This window comes from Desertivirga arenae, assembly GCF_017355785.1.
Classification (GTDB): Bacteria; Bacteroidota; Bacteroidia; order Sphingobacteriales; family Sphingobacteriaceae; genus Desertivirga; species Desertivirga arenae.
Window position 1 is genome coordinate 129,623 of record NZ_JAFEWE010000010.1, and the last position, 20,223, is coordinate 149,845.

Sequence of the window (20,223 nt, forward strand, 5' to 3'; positions counted from 1 at the left end):
ATTAATCTTGAGTTATTTCTCCATTTACAGGAGCCGTATAACCTTTCACCTTTGGCCAACCCCCCTTCTTTATTTTCTTCAATTTAAGCTGCGAAGGATCAATAACTGCATGCTTGATCTTCTGGCGGCGCCAGGTATACACAGCATGAAGCATTCCGTCTTTGGTCTGAATAATAGAAGGATATGAGTATTGACTTATTGGAGAGTCTTCGAAGATTGCAGCAGCATACCATTTTTTACCATCTTTAGAGATAGAAAGATTTAAAGGCGTACGTGGTCCTTTTGCTTCAGTTCCCGGAGGCAATACATGATTGTAGATCAGAGCAAAACGACCATCTTTCATTGCAACTGCATCAGTTCCGGAGTTGTTGTTAGGTAAAGTGGTTTTAGTAAGAGGCCACCAGGTTTCGCCATTATCATATGACCAGGACTCAAGAATTGCTCTGTTGCGACTTCTTGCGAGGATCTGCAATCTGCCATTACCATGATCTAACACGCTTGGTTGTATTCCATTAATGTCTTTTCCTGCGTTAAGAGGACCAACCTTTCTCCAGGTCTTACCAAAATCAGGAGTGATTTCAAAATGGATCTGCCAGCTATTACCAGTTTTATTCCCTTCGGTGCTGGTAGGACAAATTAAATTCCCATTACTTAATAGAACGGGTTTATTCTTAACAGGACCAGTAAATCCTTCAGGTAAAGCCTTCTGCTCTGACCATGTTTTTCCATTATCAGCGGATGTACGCATATATCCTTTCCAGGTACCAGGACTTGCACCTATTTTATAGAATAATAAAAGTTCACCATTAGGAACCTGAAAAAGAACAGGATTCCATGTTGGATAACGTTTATCAGGCATAATGCCATCAGCTACTTTTTCTGGAGCAGTCCATTTTCCATTCTCCATACGGCAAACCCAGATGCAAACATCCGGATTTCGTTCCTTGGTTCCTCCAAAGAAAGAGGTAACCAACCCCGCCGGCGTCTCTGCAATAGTTGCAGAATGGCATTCCGGAAAAGGTGCTTTCTCATACAAAAATTCATCTACCAAAATTCCTTTTTTCCATGGCCTTGTTTGAGCATTCAGGGAAAGCGAACCGATAGAGATAGCTACAAAAGTTAGTATAGTTTTTAGTTTCATTGTTCTTAGTTGTTCGACCTATCCTTTTTGTCGTCTCGACTGAAGGAGAGATCTTATGGCGCTTGATTTTGTTTCTGCTACGACCGCACTCAGGGTTGAAAGCCGGAAGCTTTAGTTCTTCTTCTCGGCAGCTGCAGCAGCTTTCTTAGCTTTTAGTGCCGCTGTATAATCTTTGTACATCTGCTTCCAACTTCTCCCGTTGGCATTCAAAAACTGCTCGTTCTTTGTTTTGTAGATCTCAAAGATTGCTGAGATCTCTGTCATATTCTTGAAATCTACCGCTTGCTCTCTAGCTTGCTTCAGGTTCTTAAGAATAGTTTCTTCTTCCTGAGCTGTCATATTTGGAACGATCTCCTTATAAGCCTTCATAGTAAAAGCAACTTTCCCTATGGTATATTTATCAAGAATATCCTCAACCTGCTGTTCGGAAAGATCAGCCTTTAACCCTGTCATCAAGTCCTGATGCACGTTCTTTGGGATTGCTGAATCCGCAATCACTTGCCTTTCTAATTCTGACAGCTTATTTCCGCTGGCAAGATTAATTCCAGGAGGAACATCTGCAGCAGAATGAGAGTTATGCCAGTCGCGCACAGCCTTAAGATGTATAGCAATAACTTGCTTTAAACGAGCTTCCTTTGCAGCATCATTTAAATTTAAAGATGATACCCATTCCGCAGCCTTACTCTCTACATCAGCATCTGACTTAGCTTTTGCCTCTGCACTCATAGGAGCTGTCTGCTTAGCCTGAGAAAATGCTGGAGACGACAATCCTGCTGCAGCAACAATTACAGCAGCAGTAAAAATTCCTTTTATAGTATTCATAATTCGAATGATTAGTTTGATTTACATTTCTGAATTGAACGAGTAATCGCCTGATCCAACTTCCAGAACAACTCTGTTAGCTTCAGTTCTTAGCAGCTTAACTCCGTCAACCGTGCTTACCTTTTTATTTCCTTCTTTAACTTTATTTGCACCACCTGCGGGTATATAAACAATAGCTTTTGAGTTGGCTGGTATGGTTATATTCCAGGTAAATGTCTTACCTGATTTCTTCCAATCGCTCCTGATCTCACCTCGAACAGAGTTATAGCTGGCCTTAACATAGCTCAGGTCATTGATCATCTCCGGTCTCATAATGATCTTCTTGTACCCTGCCTCCTCCAGATCGGATTTAATACCTGCCAAATTCTCATAATACCAAATCAACAGGTCACCCAACATCATCACGTGGTTCTGTGAATTCATTTTCGGATTTGCGGTATTACCATTCCAAAGCTCCCAGATGGCCGTGGCGCCATTCTCTATCATGTATCCCCAGGAGGGATAAGTTTTTTTGGAGGCAATGGTATAGGCAAGATCTGCTCTGCCGATTTCAGAAAGAGTTCTCATGAGCCACTGCACACCTATTAATCCGGTACTCAGGTGACCGTTATTTTTATTAATAATGGAAGCTATCTGTGCAACCACCTTATCCTTATTTTCATCCTCAACAATTCCAAATGCTACCGGAAGGATATTATCAGTAAGCGTATTTTCACCGTAAAACCCATCCTTATGATAGAACCTCTTGTTGAAGACTTCTTTTGATCTGGCAGCCATTGCTGTAAAACCAACAATATCCTGGTCCTGACCTGCAAGCTTAGCAAAACGTATCATCAGGTTATTTACATAATAGTCATAAGCCGTGGCAATCAGTGCACTTGGATGTTTCTGATCCGCATTAACACCTCTTCCTGCTTCCGCACTTACCGGAGGCACACACCAGTCGCCATAACTATCTTTAGTCATAACCCCATCAGCATCCAGATAGCGCGACTCCATATATTGAAGCCACTTCTTCATTGCAGGGTAGTTGTTTCGGATCACTTCCTTATCTCCTGTCTGGCGGTAAAGCATATCAACAACCAGATGAAGAGTTGAAGGCCAGGTCATATTATCACTGTAGTAACGCCAAAAGGCGGGTGCAACATCAGGAATGGCTCCGTCCGCCTTTTGAGAGTACCTTATATCGTCAGCCCATTTATTATATAAGGCAGTATTATTAAAAAGGAAACTTTCTCCATAAGATACCGTCGAGCGATCTCCTAGCCATGGCTGACGTTCATTCCGTTGCGGGCAATCAATCGGCATTCCTTTATAGTTTGAGGCAATACCCCACCAGGAGTTACGGTGTATTTGATTGAGAAGAGCATTCGAAGATTCAAATTTTCCTACAGTTGCCAAGTCATCATACACAAAGCGGGCAGTAAAGTCTTTTTGAGTAGGTGTTCCGGGATAACCGCTAACTTCAACATATCTAAATCCATGAAACGTAAACCGTGGTTCCCATGCCTCATTCCCCTCGCCTCTTAGTATATAAGTATCGGTAGTTTTAGCATCCCGAAGGTTTTGAATAAAAAGGCTTCCATCAGCATTCAAAGATTCAGCGAATTTCAAGGTAAGCTTTCGGCCTTTCTCTCCCTTTACCTGAAGTTTAACCCATCCGGCCATATTTTGACCGAAGTCAATTATATAATTACCATTGCTTCTTTTTTTGATAGATACGGGAGCAATACTTTGCATCACCTTCATGAACTCATTTTCCTGAGGCTCGTAAGTCCCCCCTGGTTCCTGAACGTATTCTGCAGGCAGCCAATTCTTTTCGTCGAAACCAGGCTTGTCCCAACCAGAAAATTCTTTCCGCGCATCATACTCCTCGCCATCGTACTCATTATTCGCTAAAATTGGTCCCTCAGCTGTTCCTTTCCATGATTCGTCCGTTTTAATGATTGCAGAGGTTCCATCTTTATATTCGATATTAATTTGCATTAACATCTTCGGAAAACCGAAAGTCTTTATTTTATAAGGCTTGGCCTGACGCATTGCAAAAAAACGTCCGTTTCCTAAGATAACTCCAATTGCATGCTTTCCTTGTTTAATAAGAGGAGTGACATCAAACGCATTGTATTTAACATTTTGGGTATAGTCTGTAGGTGCCGGAGCAAGTACCTGGTCGCCTATTTTCCTACCATTGATTGAGAGCTCATAAAGTCCTAATCCAATGATATATGCTGTTGCCGACTTTACTTCTTTATTTACAGCAAATTCTTTTCTGAAGTACCTTGCTGATAAGCGATTTTGATCCTCATTATCCCATGGAAAATACCGATCAAAACCTATCCACCGACCTTCCCAATCTTTATAGTTCAGTAAGCCCGTTCCGAACGAGGCTGTGCGACTCCAGGCCGATCCGCCTTTGTTCGTCCAAACCCTAACCTTCCAGTAATATTTGCTTTTCGTCTTAAGTGGCTTACCTGCATAGGTAATATTTGAGGTAGCATCAGAATTTACTTTTCCCCTTGACCAAAGATCTCCCTGACCATCGGCAAGTTTAAGAGAATCAGAAGAAACTGATATCTCGTAAGCCTCCTGCATAATTCCCCTTCCTTTAGCTACAACCTGCCAGCTAAATCTTGGCGTATTACTAGAAAGAGCGAGAGGATTTGCCATCAGGTTACACCGCAGATTTTCTACGGAAACCTGTGCTTTAGTCGCAACAAAAGACGAAGCAAGGAACACTAAAAGAATAAGCTTCTTCATTTAATTATTTAGCTAAAAAATCAAAATACAATGTTAGATCTAATGCACGAGCAGGCTCTTTTTCATAGTCGTAAAAAATATTTTGCATAGACATTGGACCTGTACGGTCTGCCCGTTGTGTTTTTGTACCAATTGCCTGAATGCCTTGCAAGAAAGAAATATCACCTGACGGGAAATTGATAACATAGTTGCCCCACTGATCGGTCTTTGGAGAAGGAGAAAACAAACGGAAGAAAAGATCTTCATTTTCTGTAACCACAGTAAAGGGCTGCAACTTGGTTATGAATTTGCACCAGTACATGTTAGAGTGATATCCTTTAAACTCAGGATAAACCCATTGTTCTCCAGTTTCTGTGTTGTTGTAATCCTTCTTCCACACTCCGAAAGAATTACCTTTCAAACGATTTTTCCATACCCGGTATGGACCGTTGCCCATGTACTCGATCCCTTTGATCTCTGATTCCGGAAAAGAAAAATTAACTCCAATAAAATCTGTGAGATACTGTGCAGGGAAATACTTCACGTTCAATTTAATCCATCCCGAAGGATAAATTGTCCACTGCAATTTATTGTAGGCAGCTTTTCTGTCAAACGTAGATTCGATTACTACATTTCCGCCCTCATTTTTATAAGTGATGTTGGAAAAATTAGTCGCACCCTGCTGTATTATAGGTCCATTATTAAAAGGAATTGAACCTTTTGAATTTTTAACTGATCTTAGAATTCCAGTCTTTTTACTGAAACCAACTACCAGGTCCCCTACTGTAACCGTAAGCAAACTATCTTTTTCTTCTATTTTAACCCGTTTTTCGCCCCCCTTTTGAACAAGAGTATTAGCTTCTTTACCCGGTAGAGTTATAGGAAAGCTCCAGGTAAAAAGCTCCTTCTGTGATGGGTCCTTTGCTGTGATGTATAATACATCAAAGCTTCTCCAATCTTCAGGAAAGTCAACCTTAAATGTCCCCTTAAATCCTGGCTTTAAGTCCGGGGACTTAGATATGCCTGTCCTGTTTTGACCATTCTTTAGGTTACTGAGCTTCCAATTGAAGCTGCATTGGTTGAGGTTTGTATAGTGATATCTGTTCTCTACATTAAAAACCCCATCAAAGCCTGCAGTCATCTCCCTTGCTTCAAAGAAAACAGGGCTCCAAACCTCTTTAATGGTATAGAAACTTCCTTCTTTTTCATGGTAAGGACCAACTATCCCATCCGCGCCGCGATTTCCATCTGTATCAAGTACACCATTTTTATCTGTACGCACGACGCCTTGATCTGCAAAATCCCACAAGAAGCCGCCTGCAGACATTGGATTTTTTAGCATTGCATTCCAATAGTCCTCAAGACCTGCTCCATGTCCACCATCGTACAGACCATGCAGAAATTCCGTCGGCATTACTATGCTGTGGCCGTGATTATAATTGGAGATCCCATAGTTATATTCACGGTAATGCTGTGTATCGAAACCATTGAAGTCCTCCCAGGGGTGAAGAACAATTCTCTTCTGAATATCTTCTTGTGCAAATAAATGATCAAGCTCGCGATTATGTCCCCCTTCATTTCCGTTAGACCAGAAGATGATTGAAGGATGGTTAACATCATGTTCTATCATTTCCTTTACCAGCTTAGTCCCAGTTGGAGTATCATAGTTTCCATGCCATCCAGCCAGCTCGTCCATCACAAATAGACCAAGGGAGTCACAAACATCCAGGAAATGATCATCTGGTGGGTAATGAGACATTCTCACCGCGTTCATATTCATTTCCTTCATTATGTTTACATCTGCGATGCTTATTTTCTTACTTGCGGTTCTTCCTGATGTTGGATAGAAAGAGTGCCTGTTGACACCCTTCATCTTGATCTTTACACCATTCACATAAACACCGTCACGTTCTTTAATCTCTACGGTTCTAAAGCCAAATTTCTGCTGGACAGTATGCGTTGCTTTTCCTCCCGAGTAAAGAGTAAATACAGCCTTATACAAATTGGGAAATTCAGATGACCACAGCTTTGGTGATGAGAAAGATCCACTAAGTGCCGCTGTACCATTATTTCCAGACAACTTTTTTGATATCAACCCGCCAAACTTAGTTCCTTTGGCATCGAATAGCTGCACAGTTACTCTATCCGCATTTCCTTCAAAATCAATATTAGTAGAGAATTGCCCGTTTGCTTTTGCATCAATTGCCAGATGACGGATATTTACCAGGGGCAGATTTTCAAGGTATACAGGTCTGAAAATTCCACCAAAGATCCAAAAATCTGCTTTTCTTTCCGCCTCATTTACAGAAGGGTTAGCTGAATGCTTTGCAACCCTTACTTCAAGTAAATTGGAACTTCCATAATTTAACTGATTACTTATATCATATCTAAAGGCATAGAACGCTCCCTGGTGAACCGGTCCGGCTGATTTGCCGTTTATTTTCACTTCGGTGTCCGTCATCGATCCCTCGAAAACAATATTTATCTTTCTGTTTTTCCAATCTGCAGGGACATTAAAAGAATACTTATAAAGCCCTTCTTCCTTTCCTCTTACAGTGTCCTTCGCAAATCCGTAATCATATTTCCCGTAACCCTGTAGTTCCCAGTTGGAAGGCACAGGAATCTTACCCCACTTACCAGAGTTCCTACCTGCAGTACAAAAGAAGTCCCAGGAAACAGTATTATCATTGCCTGTTCCTGACAGGTAAAGCTTCTGTGTTTGCTGAGCATGGGTGGAAGTAGTAGCTAAAAGCAGAAAGCTAAAAGCAGAAAGCAGAAAGCATATAACGCGATAAGACATCCTTCCAGGCCTTATACAACTAAAACTAGGAAAGTGGTTTTTCAATCTAAATGAATTATAAGCCCTCATTTTGCACTTACTTTAAATTGTGCAACAATTGGATTATCTGATCTGAATGGCATCGCCGGGTATCCTTCTTTATTATATAAGTTTGCTTTCCCTCCCTCGTTCCAACCAAATCTCACATTGGCCGGCTTCTTTACAGCGTCTGAACTCACGATTACTTTTTTTCCTTTTATAATAGCTTTCGCCGGATGATACACACCATCTGCCCCTGCTATTTCAAATTGAGTTAATTCTTTTCCATCATGACTTAAAAGTCCATTAGAAGCATAATTGTAAGAAACTACTACCGAATTCGCTTTTACTTTTTTCGACTTGAAGAAGGGTCCGGTTGGTGTTACTTTCTTACGATAATCTACCGCTAAGGGCCATTGAGCAAGCCTTCTTCCTATTTCCCATTTGAAGCTAGGGTGCAAATCATCAGGTGTTACTATGAGATCTGTTGTAGTGATCATTCCCGTATGCGGAACTTTCATAACAGCCTGTTGTGCTTCCCAGAATTTAGGCAAGGTCTCCTTTGTCAAAGGATATTTATCCGTGCTTTTTGAATAATAGAAAGGAGCTATCTGTGTATAGTAAAAAGGAAGGCTTTTATCATTCCATTGAGCTCTCCAGCTATTGATCAAAGTCTCTAATTTATAGGAATACTCAAGAGTTTCATTTTGGAAACAGTTAGTTTCTCCTTGGTACCAAATAAAACCCTTTACCCCAAAAGGAGCAAGAGGACGGATCATGGATTCAAAGAAACTTGTGCCACCAGTACTTACTTTATAGGTCTTGAAAAATTCTGAAGTATAAGCATTAGCAGGGATCCATGGTTCTATAGCACTTCCAGGAATCGCTGCAGATATCATTCCGACAGGAACGCCTAATTTTGACTGAAGTTCCTTTGCGAAAAAATATCCAGGGGCAGAAAATACTCTGAGAGCTGAATCCTGGGCGATATTCCAACCCTTATGCTGAGGATCTGGCTTAACTTGTTCTTTTCTATTTACCAAAAAGATACGAATAAGAGGATTGTGTGCTCTATCCAACTCATCTATCGGGGAATTAGCAGTACTAGTATCAGGCTTTGCCATCTTACTGTTCTTCCTCATGGTAAACTCCATATTAGATTGACCAGAGCATATCCATACCTCTCCTACCAGAATGTTCTCCAGCTTTATAGTATTAGATCCACTAATAATCATTGCAGAAGGACTGGCGGATGCTTTCATTGGTGATAAAATAATCTCCCATTTCCCGTCCCGGTCTCCGGTCGCTTTCAAATGCTGACCCTTAAACTCCACAGACACTTGTTCTCCTACAGCTGCCGTTCCCCAGATCTTCACTGGCTTTTCTCTTTGAAGAACCATGTTATGGCCCAAAATTCTTGGCAATACAACTTCAGCCTTCGCTACTATCGAAAAAAGAACAACGACTATAATGCTAAAAAGCTTCTTCATCTAATTTCCCTTTGTAACTAAAGATTTGATAAAGAATGAAGCACCATCTGCTGGATCTCCTGCCTGTGGCAAGGATTCGTGCATAGGATCTGTTGGTGTATCCGCATCCGGGAATCTTCTGGTATCTCCAGTTCTGAAGCTAATCCTTGAAATTTCAGCAACAGGTGCAAAGAAAATACCTGGCATTTTCTTTCCATTTATATCCAGATTATAGAATCGCCTGTCTGTATCAAGATCAACTTTAATAGTATAGCTCTCACCTGCCTTATACTGAATAACATTTCTATTCCTATATCCTGCTTTAGTTGTAAAGTTTGCAGTTGAGTCAAACTGAAGTCTTATGGCAGGTGTACCTTTTGAGTCGAGGAACTCTATATCCAATTGCCCTTTGTTATTTTGCTGAGGCACGACTGTGATCTCAGCAATTAATCTTTTGCCTGATGGAACAACACGTTCAGCTTTTGCATATTCGTAACGATCCTTATCAGAAAGCAGCAGTGCTTTCGCACCGTCATTCATTTTGCTGATACTAACAGGTGCCCATTTAGGACTATACGTGTTCCAAAGATCAAGTTCTTTTCCTGCCGGCATCTGAGCAAATACTTCATTTGGATAAGTTGTTACCTTATCAGTAACAGGAACCGGTACGGAGCTCACCCATATGTCTTCCTTATTCATACTGTACGTAAGCCAAAGCTTTCCATCTGATGGAGATCCATTTCCCTCTTCCATACCACGTACATATTGAGGGCCATAAGATTTATAGTTACCTCCGTAACGCATCGGACTGATTTCGCCGTTCACCAATAACAAATTGTTGTAGTTCAAACCATCCTGACTAACAGATATAGCTAATGGCCAACGAAATTCTGAAGGGTTGTATACTGTTGCATATTTCCCGTCAGACGTTTTTTGTCCCCAGATTTTTGCATTGCTATTTACAAATTTAGGAGCCCTTGTAGGGTTGTACTCCCAGGTTTTACCGTTGTCTTTGCTAATGCTTGTTAAAGCATTCTTCCACAAACCAACTACCCTCCCATCAGGCAAATGATAATAGCTAAACGCCTTAACCTCTTTCTTTAGAGGAATCAAAGGGTCATTTCTGTCAGCCTCTTCAACCCATTGCTGCATCATCAGAGGCGTAGCAAGTAGTTCATTACAAGCTTCTACGAAGCCCTTATCTTTACTTTTCGTGTAGAAAGGAAACTCTGATTTACTTTTATCCCAACTACTGTTGTACCTGATGAAATAAATAGGACCGAAACTCCCGTCCTTTTTGATTTCGCGTACAGCCCGCCCCATCCCCTTCCCGTCATTCGGATCATCCTTCTGATCCATGGCAATACCATAATACGCTAAGACCAGAAGTCTGTTTTTCTTTGAAGTAAAGAAGCCCATCCGTTGATGCATCACTGCATAAAGATCTTTAGCAACTCCAGGATAACCTTCTTTTTTCCATCCATCTGGTACTTTTACTACAGGAAAGATTACAACAGGCTTAGACCAGTTATATCCGTCCTTAGACGTGTGCAGAAGAGATTGGCTCGGAGGAATATGTTCACCTACAGGGTCACTAAGGTATTCCAGATAAAAAGTATTATTCCAATGAGCGATCATTGGAGCATGATTGTATGTCCAGCTAAATCCATCCGCCAGTTCTGGATGCTGGCGGTTTGCTCTGAAAACCTGAATACTATGTACACCTACCGCAGGACTTAATTGCCCATGATGGTAATCAACATTAGATAGTGTAGTTCCTGTATATCGAACAGTATCTTGTGCATTCGCTGCAACAAAAGCTGCTGCTAATCCTAAACTTAAACCTATTCTATTAACTAAATTCATTCTAATTAATCTTTGCAGTATCTATACCTGCACTTTTTTGTAATCCCTTAAGGACCTTTCTACTTGCTTTAAATACAGTTCCGTGCTTATGTCCTTCCGGAACGCTTGTTTCTTTCTCAGCATCACTAAAGTGGATAAAGTCTTTAGTCTTTAATCTACCGTATTTCTTTTCCCGGTAAGAGTCGAAGTAAACGATGTACTCGTCGCCAATTTTCGCCACAGCTGGCCCTTCAGTAAAGTTTGGTGAAAATGGAGCTGAGATGTCCGGATAAGGACCTAAGGGTGAATTTGAAAAACCAATCTTAATATTACGATTTGGACGAGTATTATCTTTCACCACCAACACATAATCATTGGCTTTTCTTTTTACAATTACGGCATCAATTGCACTAAAACCAGGGTCAAGAAATAATTTGGAAGGACTAAAAGTTTTGAAGTCTTTCGTTGTAGTATAGTATAAACGATGATTATTGTCCTCATCCTCCTGCCCTTTTGGAAAACGGAAAGGAATGCATGATGCCCAAACAATGATATACTGCTTAGCTACATCGTCATAGAAAAGCTCAGGAGCCCACACATTTACCGTAGTTGGCTCATTTTCCATTACTGGTATGAACTTCTGCTCTGACCAGTGAACAAGGTCCTTTGAGCTCGCATAACCAAAACCTCTGTCACCTTTCCAGCTACTGGTCCAGACAAAGTGAAATGTCCCGTCAGGTCCTTTAACAATAGAAGGGTCCCTCATCACTTTCTGTTGCCCCACTGCGGGCTTCAAATAGGTTTTATTCAAGTCCTTCCAGTGTTTACCATCATTACTATACAGAAAACGTAACCCCTGATTCGCTGGCTCATGGAAGGACGTAAACATGTAAACTTCCTTCGAGCAGGAAGCCAGAGATATTACTATTACTAATAAAAGCCAGATGCCTTTTTTCATTAATGGAAATATTAATATGAATTACAAACTATCTAATATCAACACCCAGTCATTCCCATCCTTCTCCTGGCCGGGAGGATTAAATTCCTGCACACCTTTATTTGAAAAGTTACCGATAAGGCTAGTTTGTCCGTTCCTTGGATTATACCAGGAGGCCTTAACTTTTGATCCGGAAATCTTACCCATGTTTACAGGAATATTCCTCCCATTATAGGTGTAGACGAAAGCATAATTCTTGCCTCTGGTAGCAAATAAACGGTTGTATTTTTCCCCTTGAGTTCCAGCAATTAAATTCTGGTCAGGAACGCGCTCGAAGAAAGGTCTGGATAACATTAGTTTCTTAAGATAGATCATTTGCTGAGCTCCTGGATTATTAATAGCAGTTTCCCACAATTCCTTAGCACCATATGCACTTCCTTTATCAGATGATTTAAGGAACTGCATAACAGAATTATTACCGTACGTATAGCCAAAAGCACCTGCAAAAACAGACCAGTATCCGTAGCGACGAACATCGTAGTCTTTCCACCTGATTTCCAGCGTATCATGCAAACCTTGAGGAATACCTTCGTAAGAAGGCTCAGAATCTATAGTTGGTTTAGTAGGTTTAAGCTTATAATCAGCTTCCACAAACTTCCAGTTATCTTCACCATAATGGTACTTCTCTTTAGCTGTAGTATCCTGATCATATCGGCGATGTCCGGATTGGAAAGAGTTAAAGTCTAACCACTTTTCATTATGAAACCATTCAGAAGAAGGAGTACGGCCACGAGGGTGGTAAGTAATCAAATGGCTATTGTCCAGGTTATTAATTGTATTTCCAATTGTATTCCAAACAGCAGTTGAATCACTTCCGGAGATATCTCCCCCATTCATCCAGATAATATTAGATTTTGCCTTGTAGCGATTGGTAAGGAATGTTGCATAAGCTTTTGCCTGCTTGGAATTAACATGGCCTTCCTTCACAACAGATCCCCACACCGGTACCATTGCCATGTATAAACCTTTCTTTTCAGCGAGGTTAACAATGTAATCCACATGATCCCAGTAATCGTATTGTTTAGGATCAGCAGCATTAGCGCCTGTGGTAATGTTTGGACGTGTTATATCTTTCCTGATCAAAGCTGAATCTCCGTAAGCATTTACTTCAGCAATGTCATGGATCACCATTACCTGTATCACATTGAACCCTTGTTCTTTGCGCACTTGCAAAAACTTCTCTGCCTCAGCACGGGTTAGTTTGCTGAACAATAGCCAACCCGTATCCCCTAGCCAAAAGAATGGTTTAGTACCCTGTTGGATGTACCTTTTATTTGCCGATACTTTTAATGGCCCAGTTTGCTGCGCTTTTAAACTTACTGTACTTAAAACAGCTGCTGCTGCCAATAGAACGTATTTACTTAAAATTTTCAATTTCAAAATTTATTTAGTCAACCATAACACAGCACCTGCTTTAGGGCTGTTAATAACTGTATTTGCGGCTCCTTTAATTTTGCCAGCCTTTCCTATTTCAAGACCTGTTTTCGAATCGATCCAATGAATCGCGTATGTTGCATTTGCAAGATCAAGCTTAACTGGTTCGGAAGAAGTATTATAAACGATATATCCGTTATTTTCTGAAGCAAGAACGTATTGCTGAGATCCTTTGGCAGGCTTAACCGGTGTCATGATGGAAGCATCCTTTAGAAAAGCCTGAGGGGTTTTAGGTATAGCGGGTAAAGAACCACCCGCAATAAAAACAGCCCAACCATAAGCATCTGCTCCATCTCCACCATAGATCACAGCTTTTCCTGGATTCTGTAAGCGATATTCAGAAACTGCCCGGTAAACCTGATCAAAAGAACTTGCTTTTGGTTTAAGCAAGCGAGCATGCTGACGGGGAGCAAGATTCTGACCTCCTTTAGGTTCGTACGTTTTTTGATCAGCCTGATAATGCCAGTATTTAATATCTATTACATCTATAACAGATGCTCTGTCTTTATCTGCAAGAATGGCGTCTTGTACATCTTTAGTTGTACTTAAACCCACAATAGCCTTTTTACCTGTTTCTTTCTCCCATTCTTTAATGACGTCTACCCAGAATTGGACAAATTGAAGCGGACCAGTATATTCAGCACTGACAAGCTGGATCACGCCACTGTTTCCTGAAAAATTATAAAGGCATTTTCTAATGTAAGCCCTGTGCAATTCTCTTCGTACAGGATTATTTATGTCATAAAACTGCTCTGCCATAAACACACGTTTGTCGCCTGCATACGGAACAGGCTCAGGGAAGCCTGTATTATTAATGTTATTTACAGGACGCCATGGAAAATCAGCATAATGAGCTCCAGCTTCTATAATATTATGTTGGAAATAATTCTCGTGCAATAGTACCAGTCCCTTCTGATCAGCAAGATCTGCGTACTGCTTCAAACGATTCCAATACCAGTGATTGTACTTTGTAAGATCATATTTACTTAATCCATCCCAGGCAGTTTCCTTTCCGCTTCTGGCAAAAGGAAGTTCGTAAAATGGAGGCCAAACCTCGCCATCCATTCTTCTGATACGTTCATGGTCATCTCGGCGACGCTCATACCATAATCCATAATTGTGATCTAAGGCAACAACATTCCCAGCTCTCAAGCTGTCCGTCATTTCATTTAAATCGTCAGTCAAGCCTTCACCCACCTTGCCCGGAACAAACCTTGTAATATGAGGTTTGGTATTCACTAAACCATAAGGGCGGGAAGAACCATTCCACCAGGGCACTTCTCTTCTTCTTCCGGAAACAACTTCATCCCCTCTAACTAACCACCCATTTTGTATGTGGAAGTATCCAGCTTTCGCTGGTTGGGCTGGTTGTTCCACTCCTATCTGATCAATCGTCTTTACTTTACCATAGGTAACAGGGATGGGTTGTCGTTTTGCAGCTTCATCAACAAAACTGGTTAAGGTAATAGCAGGAGTTACAGAAAGTGCTGTTAAAGCCATTGCAACGTCAACTGGAGGACTACTTGATGCTTCTGTTCCCATCGGTATAACGATGGCTCTATTTCCAAGCTTATCTCCTATCCTTTCTTTAAGCTGCGCATAATACAAACTCCGTGGCTGTATCTGCTCGTTAGACATGGTCCAATAACCATTTCCGGCAAATTGAGCCCATGTACCGAAGGCCCAGTTATGAGCTGTGGGAGGTTCATAGTTGTCTACCCTTGACGCAGAACACTGCCAGAAAACACTGTTAGCAGCATTCCATCCAGCACCTTGTCCGTCTTGTTCAAGATTCTTATAAGTCAGCGCTTGTCCGTCAACATTGACAATATCAAATAAAACGCCTGAGGCCCAACTATCAACCGGTCCGCTAAAGCTATAAGGCAAGTGAGATTCACATTGTACGAAAGCATTAGGCCCAGGAGCACAATATCCTATAGCAAAATCATGGTACCCCGCTTCTGCATAACATCTTTGGAAAAGCGATTGCTGACCAGAGGTCAGGAAAGTATATCTTCTTTGTCCGCCTATTTCAGATACCGGGGCCAAAGACTTACAGTCTTCAACCGTAACTCTTTTTACAGTTTCGAGAATATTAACTGCAGATCCTGCAAAATGCTCAAAAGTAACCTGGCGAATCCAGGAATCAACTGCATTCTCCATTACAACAGCCATCCACCTATGATCCTCATCCTTTGGATTAGTAGCATCAAAAGAAGAACGAAGAAGTAAATTTTCTACGCCAACATTACTGATTCGGCCAGACCAGGTGTACTTTGTTACAATACCAGGACCGTAAGCGCTGTCTAATGACGTAGTTAAAGGGGCGTCCAAAGTAATTACAGCACCATTAACAGCCACGACTTTCCTGTCAAAGAAAATATCCCTCTGACCAGGTTTCCATCCTAAGGCAGAAAGACCACCGCCAAATGATTGGGTACCTAAAACGTCTATCCAGGCCTTAGTAGAAGCTCTTTGAATTTGAATATCGTCACCAACTTTAAAAGCCTTCGCATTTGCTACTGTTAATTTTGTAGAATTAACAGGAACATAGGCATCAGAAACGTTTACCTTTTCTCCGAAAATCCGATTGTCTTTTCCTGAAATAGTGATCAGGTTTTGGCGATCGTAACCCGTACCCAGCAATATAGTTCCGTTGGTCACTCCACTTCCTCGCAAAACCACACCTGATGCCTTTATTTTTAAAGCACCATTAACTTCGTAGGTTCCTTTCTCCAATAACACCGCACCTCTGAACCCGCTCTTGTCGATGGGTAAAGACGATACATAATCGAGAGCGGACTGAATCCTTAGCGTTGCATCTCCAGTTTTTACAGGTACTAAAACCTTGACTGCTACATTCGGAATTGCCTCCTCGCCTGCTTTGTATCCCGCATAGGAAAAATCAGGAATACGGTCTCCATTCGGGTAAGTTGAATATACCAGTTTTCCTCCTTCTGTAGTCAAAGGTTCGAACGGTTTGGGTTTAGGTTGCTTCTGAGCAAAAACAGGACTGGCCAGCACTTGAATGCCAACTAGTCCTGCAATAAAAATCCTTGTAATATTTATAGAACGCATCTTGCTATTTTGAGGAAGGAGTTACCGCTGCTAAAGGTACAACGCTGTTTAAATACTCTTCGATGTTAGTATATCCATCTTTATTTCTATCCGCAACGGCATCTGCTGCATTTTTAGGATTCAGACCATGTTTCATCTCCCAGGAATCTGGAATACCATCGTTATCCGTATCTTTATAAGCTGTACCCTTATACTCCGGATAACCGCCAACCTGACTGATATCACTGATAATTCCTTGCTTATAGCTGTCTGCCGGCAAACGTCTCTTAATAAATTCAGCACCTACCGGAGGCTTAGCATTATCGCTATATTCTATTTTACCCGTTTTCACTTCACGTATAATCCGTTCATCAACCGGATCTCTTTTAGGTAAAGTTGCACCTACGTTTGAAAGCACATAAGAGTAAGCATCTTGAGCAGGAATAATAGCCAGTTTCGCAATCGGAAACGGTTTATTCGCCTTGATGCTATCCGTGTACCTGCCAGCATCTGCCATATCACCGATCTGAATACCGCCATCCCAATTATTCCTGGTTACACGCTCATTCCCGTCGACGATATTACCGCTTGCATAAACTCTACCAAATAACGTACTCTTGTCAGCAGAACGGCCGGATTCTGGTTTAAGGATACGGTGTCCAATCGGTTTATCGAGAGGTGTTATAGGACCTGGTTTATAGTAATTATTGATGAAGTTAAACAAGGAATTGTTGTCTCCGCCATCGGCAGATCTATTCCACCAGTTAAAAACTACGTTGTTCACAAAACCGAAATCGCCATACATTCCCACGGAAGGATTACGACTAATATTGTTAGCCCAAAGGTTACGCATAAAAGTGCTGTTCAAACCACCGATAGTACTTCCGAAAGAGTGATTATAGGTATCCAGACATTCAGAGAATATAGAATTTTGAATGGTAACATTAACTGTAGGAAGCTTTTGCGGCTTATCAGTATTCCTTTCATAAACGTGGCGATACATCGACATGTTCTCATCCAAGCCCCAACTTGCCGAAACGTGATCGATGATTATATTTCCAACAGGGTTCCCGCCAAGAGCATCGTCGCGACGGGTTACAATAGTTTCTCCCCTTCGAAAGCGCATAAACCTTACCACTACATCATGCGTGTCAATCCAAACTGATTCACCAGCAATACAAACGCCATCACCGGGAGCAGTCTGACCAGCAATTGTTATGTAAGGAGCACGAATAATAACAGGACTTTTTAAGCGGATGATACCGGCAGTGTTAAATACCACGATCCTGGCACCACCTTGCTCACAGGCTTGGCGAAAGGAACCTGGGCCGCTATCATTAAGGTTAGTAACAACAAAAACTTTCCCACCACGTCCGCCAGCGGTGAAAGCTCCTCCTCCTTCCGCCCCCGGAAAAGCAGGAATTTTAGCTTGTGGAAGATCCGATGGTTTGGAAGCCCCAGGAACATAAGGTTTACCATTTTTAATATCACGTTCGATAATTGGTAATGCTTTCTGCCAGGCGATATCCGACTGTCGTTTCACTGCATTTAACGCAGAATCTGCCTTTGCTTCCATAGCTGGAGGGATTGTAGGATATTGCGCGAATACAGATTTTGAACAAATGAATGTTAATGCAACAAGCGAAGTACTTAAAGCTTTGTTCATTATGAAGTTTTTTAAGTGTGTTTAATTTTTGGCTATCAAAACAGGTTACCCTATCTCATCTGGCTAGAACCTAAAACAAAAATACCCTGACTTTATTTCTTCGTTCTATATCATTTTCTCAAGGTATTGTAGCTTCTTAGCATGAGTGGTAAGTACTTTGTTACCTTTCTTTACTAAAACCTACATAATTAATAATTCCTGAAGTATTAGTCCCCAAAACCAAAAATCTTCAAAAACAAAAGGAGGGCCGGGCGGCCCTCACAATTCAACCAATTATATTTACTAAATTAAGAAAGGAATAACAAATTAAGGTTTAACAGTACTTACAGTAACTAAGCTGTTTAAATACTCTTCGATGTTGCTGTATCCGTCGTTATTACGATCTTTAGCAGAATCTGACGCATCTTTAGGGTTTAAACCATTTTTAGTTTCCCACTCATCTGGAAGACCATCTTTATCTGAATCTTTGTAAGCTTTACCCTTATACTCAGGATATCCACCAACCTGACTAGGATCAGTGATAATACCTAACTTATAAGAATCTATCGGAAGCTTACGATGTTTAAATTGAGTTTCAGGAAGTTTAACTCCTTCTTTGTAGGTGATTTTACCTGTTCTAACTTGTTCAACTACACGAGCATCAACAGCATCTCTTTTAGGGAGGATAGCACCTGCATTTTGAAGCACGTAGCTATAAGCGTCTTTTGTAGGAATAATCGAAATCGGAGCCATTGGGAAAGGCTTGTCTGTTTTCATTGCAGCGAAGTACGGTTTTGCCTCCTCGAAGCTCATCAGATCCCCTTTTTTATTCTCCAACTGTATACCACCATCCCAGTTATCTTTAGTTACTTTATCATTACCTTCAATGATATTACCAGTTACATAAGCTCTTCCGAATACTACATACTTCAACTTACTTCTGCCAGACTCAGGCTTCAAGATCCTGTAGCTGATAGGTTCTTTTAAATCAGTAACCGGTCCTGGTTTGTAATAGTTATTGATAATATTGTAGCTTGCTTTATAGTCGCCACCATCTGTAGACCGGTGGTTCCAATTAAAAACAACGTTATTAGCAAAGTTAAAAATACCGTTCCAACCAATTGAAGGATTACGTGCTGCGTTATCAGCCCAAAGGTTACGCATGAAGGTACAGTTTTCACCACCTAAGGTACTACCGAATGCATGGTTCCAGGTATCTAAAGCTTCTGCGAAAATGGAGTTCTGAATAGTGATATTAACAGTTCCTAATTTCTCTTCAGCTTTCCCGGTACTGTCGTTATACATGTGACGGTACATAGACATGTTTTCGTCCAATCCCCAGCTTGCAGAAACGTGGTCGATCATGATGTTCCCTACTGGATTACCACCAATAGCATCATCTCTCCTACCAACAAAAGTCTCACCTCTGCGGAAACGCATAAAGCGAATAACAACGTCGTGCGTATTGATCCAAACAGACTCACCAGCAACACATACCCCATCTCCAGGCGCTGACTGACCAGCTATTGTAATATATGGAGCACGGATAATTAAAGGAGTTTTTAAGCGGATAATACCGGAAACGTTAAATACAACGATACGCGCGCCACCCTGCTCACAAGCCTCACGTAAAGTACCAGGACCATTATCTGCCAGGCTAGTAACAACGTATACTTTACCACCACGACCACCGAAAGAGTAAGCACCACCACCTTCAGCTCCAGGAAATGCAGGAATAGAAGACTGAGGCAAATCACTTGGACGACCCGCCCATGGAATATAAGGTTTTCCCTCCTTTGCTTCCTTATCGATAATAGGAAGCGCCCTCTGCCAGGCAATATCAGATTGACGATAAGCTTCCTTAAGCAGATCATCACTTGCTTTCTTAACATCCGCCGGTATATCAGGATACTGAGCCAGCGACCTTTCTGAATTCATCACCATCGCCCCTGCAATCAGAAAAGGAATAAAAATCTTTCTCATCTAAAAAAATGTGTGTGCGTGTTGTTTAATTTATTCGGTTACAATTAATAACTTTTGGTTAGAAAGTATATTATAATTCAAAGATAAATCGATTTCTATGTTTAGGAGTATAGAATTTTGACTTGTTGTTGTAGGATATTAGCAGAGGGATATTTGTAGTGGGTTTGTTACAGGATTAAGTAAAATTACAAAGAGAGTATGGGTAATAATCTTACAAGCAATCGGTGGATATAAAACTCAAAAGGACAGCCTCTGGCTGTCCTTTTGAGTTTTAAC

The 20,223-nt window shown here is 41.2% G+C and carries 11 protein-coding genes; all 11 read right to left on the minus strand.

Annotation, left to right across the window (positions count from 1 at the left end; all coding sequences use genetic code 11):
* Window position 1: 1 nt before the first annotated feature.
* The 11 genes from J4N24_RS18505 to J4N24_RS18555 all read right to left on the minus strand — a co-directional run bounded on the left by J4N24_RS18505 (window position 2) and on the right by J4N24_RS18555 (window position 19,947).
* Window positions 2-1,141, minus strand: coding sequence for a sialidase family protein (locus J4N24_RS18505; RefSeq protein ID WP_207535205.1), 1,140 nt, complete (start codon window positions 1,139-1,141; stop codon window positions 2-4).
* A gap of 111 nt (window positions 1,142-1,252) precedes the next feature.
* Window positions 1,253-1,963, minus strand: a complete 711-nt coding sequence (locus tag J4N24_RS18510) for a DUF3826 domain-containing protein (protein WP_207535206.1) — start codon at window positions 1,961-1,963, stop codon at window positions 1,253-1,255.
* A 21-nt stretch (window positions 1,964-1,984) separates the two neighbouring features.
* Window positions 1,985-4,720: a glycoside hydrolase family 78 protein gene (locus J4N24_RS18515; RefSeq protein WP_207535207.1), complete on the minus strand. Its 2,736-nt coding sequence runs from the start codon at window positions 4,718-4,720 to the stop codon at window positions 1,985-1,987.
* Window positions 4,721-4,724: 4 nt separating this feature from the next.
* Window positions 4,725-7,499, minus strand: coding sequence for a glycoside hydrolase family 2 protein (locus tag J4N24_RS18520; RefSeq protein ID WP_207535208.1), 2,775 nt, complete (start codon window positions 7,497-7,499; stop codon window positions 4,725-4,727).
* 65 nt (window positions 7,500-7,564) lie between these two features.
* Complete coding sequence (locus tag J4N24_RS18525) at window positions 7,565-9,007, minus strand: sialate O-acetylesterase (protein ID WP_242691719.1); 1,443 nt, start codon at window positions 9,005-9,007, stop codon at window positions 7,565-7,567.
* Window positions 9,008-10,852, minus strand: coding sequence for an exo-alpha-sialidase (locus J4N24_RS18530; RefSeq protein WP_207535209.1), 1,845 nt, complete (start codon window positions 10,850-10,852; stop codon window positions 9,008-9,010). It abuts the gene before it with no gap.
* A 1-nt stretch (window position 10,853) separates the two neighbouring features.
* A complete protein-coding gene (locus tag J4N24_RS18535) occupies window positions 10,854-11,789 on the minus strand; it encodes a glycoside hydrolase family 43 protein (protein ID WP_207535210.1) in 936 nt (311 codons plus the stop codon).
* 21 nt (window positions 11,790-11,810) lie between these two features.
* Complete coding sequence (locus J4N24_RS18540; RefSeq protein WP_242691720.1) at window positions 11,811-13,202, minus strand: glycoside hydrolase family 140 protein; 1,392 nt, start codon at window positions 13,200-13,202, stop codon at window positions 11,811-11,813.
* Between the two features lie 9 nt (window positions 13,203-13,211).
* A complete protein-coding gene (locus J4N24_RS18545; protein WP_242691721.1) occupies window positions 13,212-16,340 on the minus strand; it encodes a DUF6298 domain-containing protein in 3,129 nt (1,042 codons plus the stop codon).
* 4 nt (window positions 16,341-16,344) lie between these two features.
* Window positions 16,345-17,985, minus strand: a complete 1,641-nt coding sequence (locus J4N24_RS18550; RefSeq protein ID WP_207535211.1) for a polysaccharide lyase — start codon at window positions 17,983-17,985, stop codon at window positions 16,345-16,347.
* A gap of 306 nt (window positions 17,986-18,291) precedes the next feature.
* Complete coding sequence (locus J4N24_RS18555) at window positions 18,292-19,947, minus strand: pectate lyase family protein (protein ID WP_207535212.1); 1,656 nt, start codon at window positions 19,945-19,947, stop codon at window positions 18,292-18,294.
* Between the last annotated feature and the right edge of the window lie 276 nt (window positions 19,948-20,223).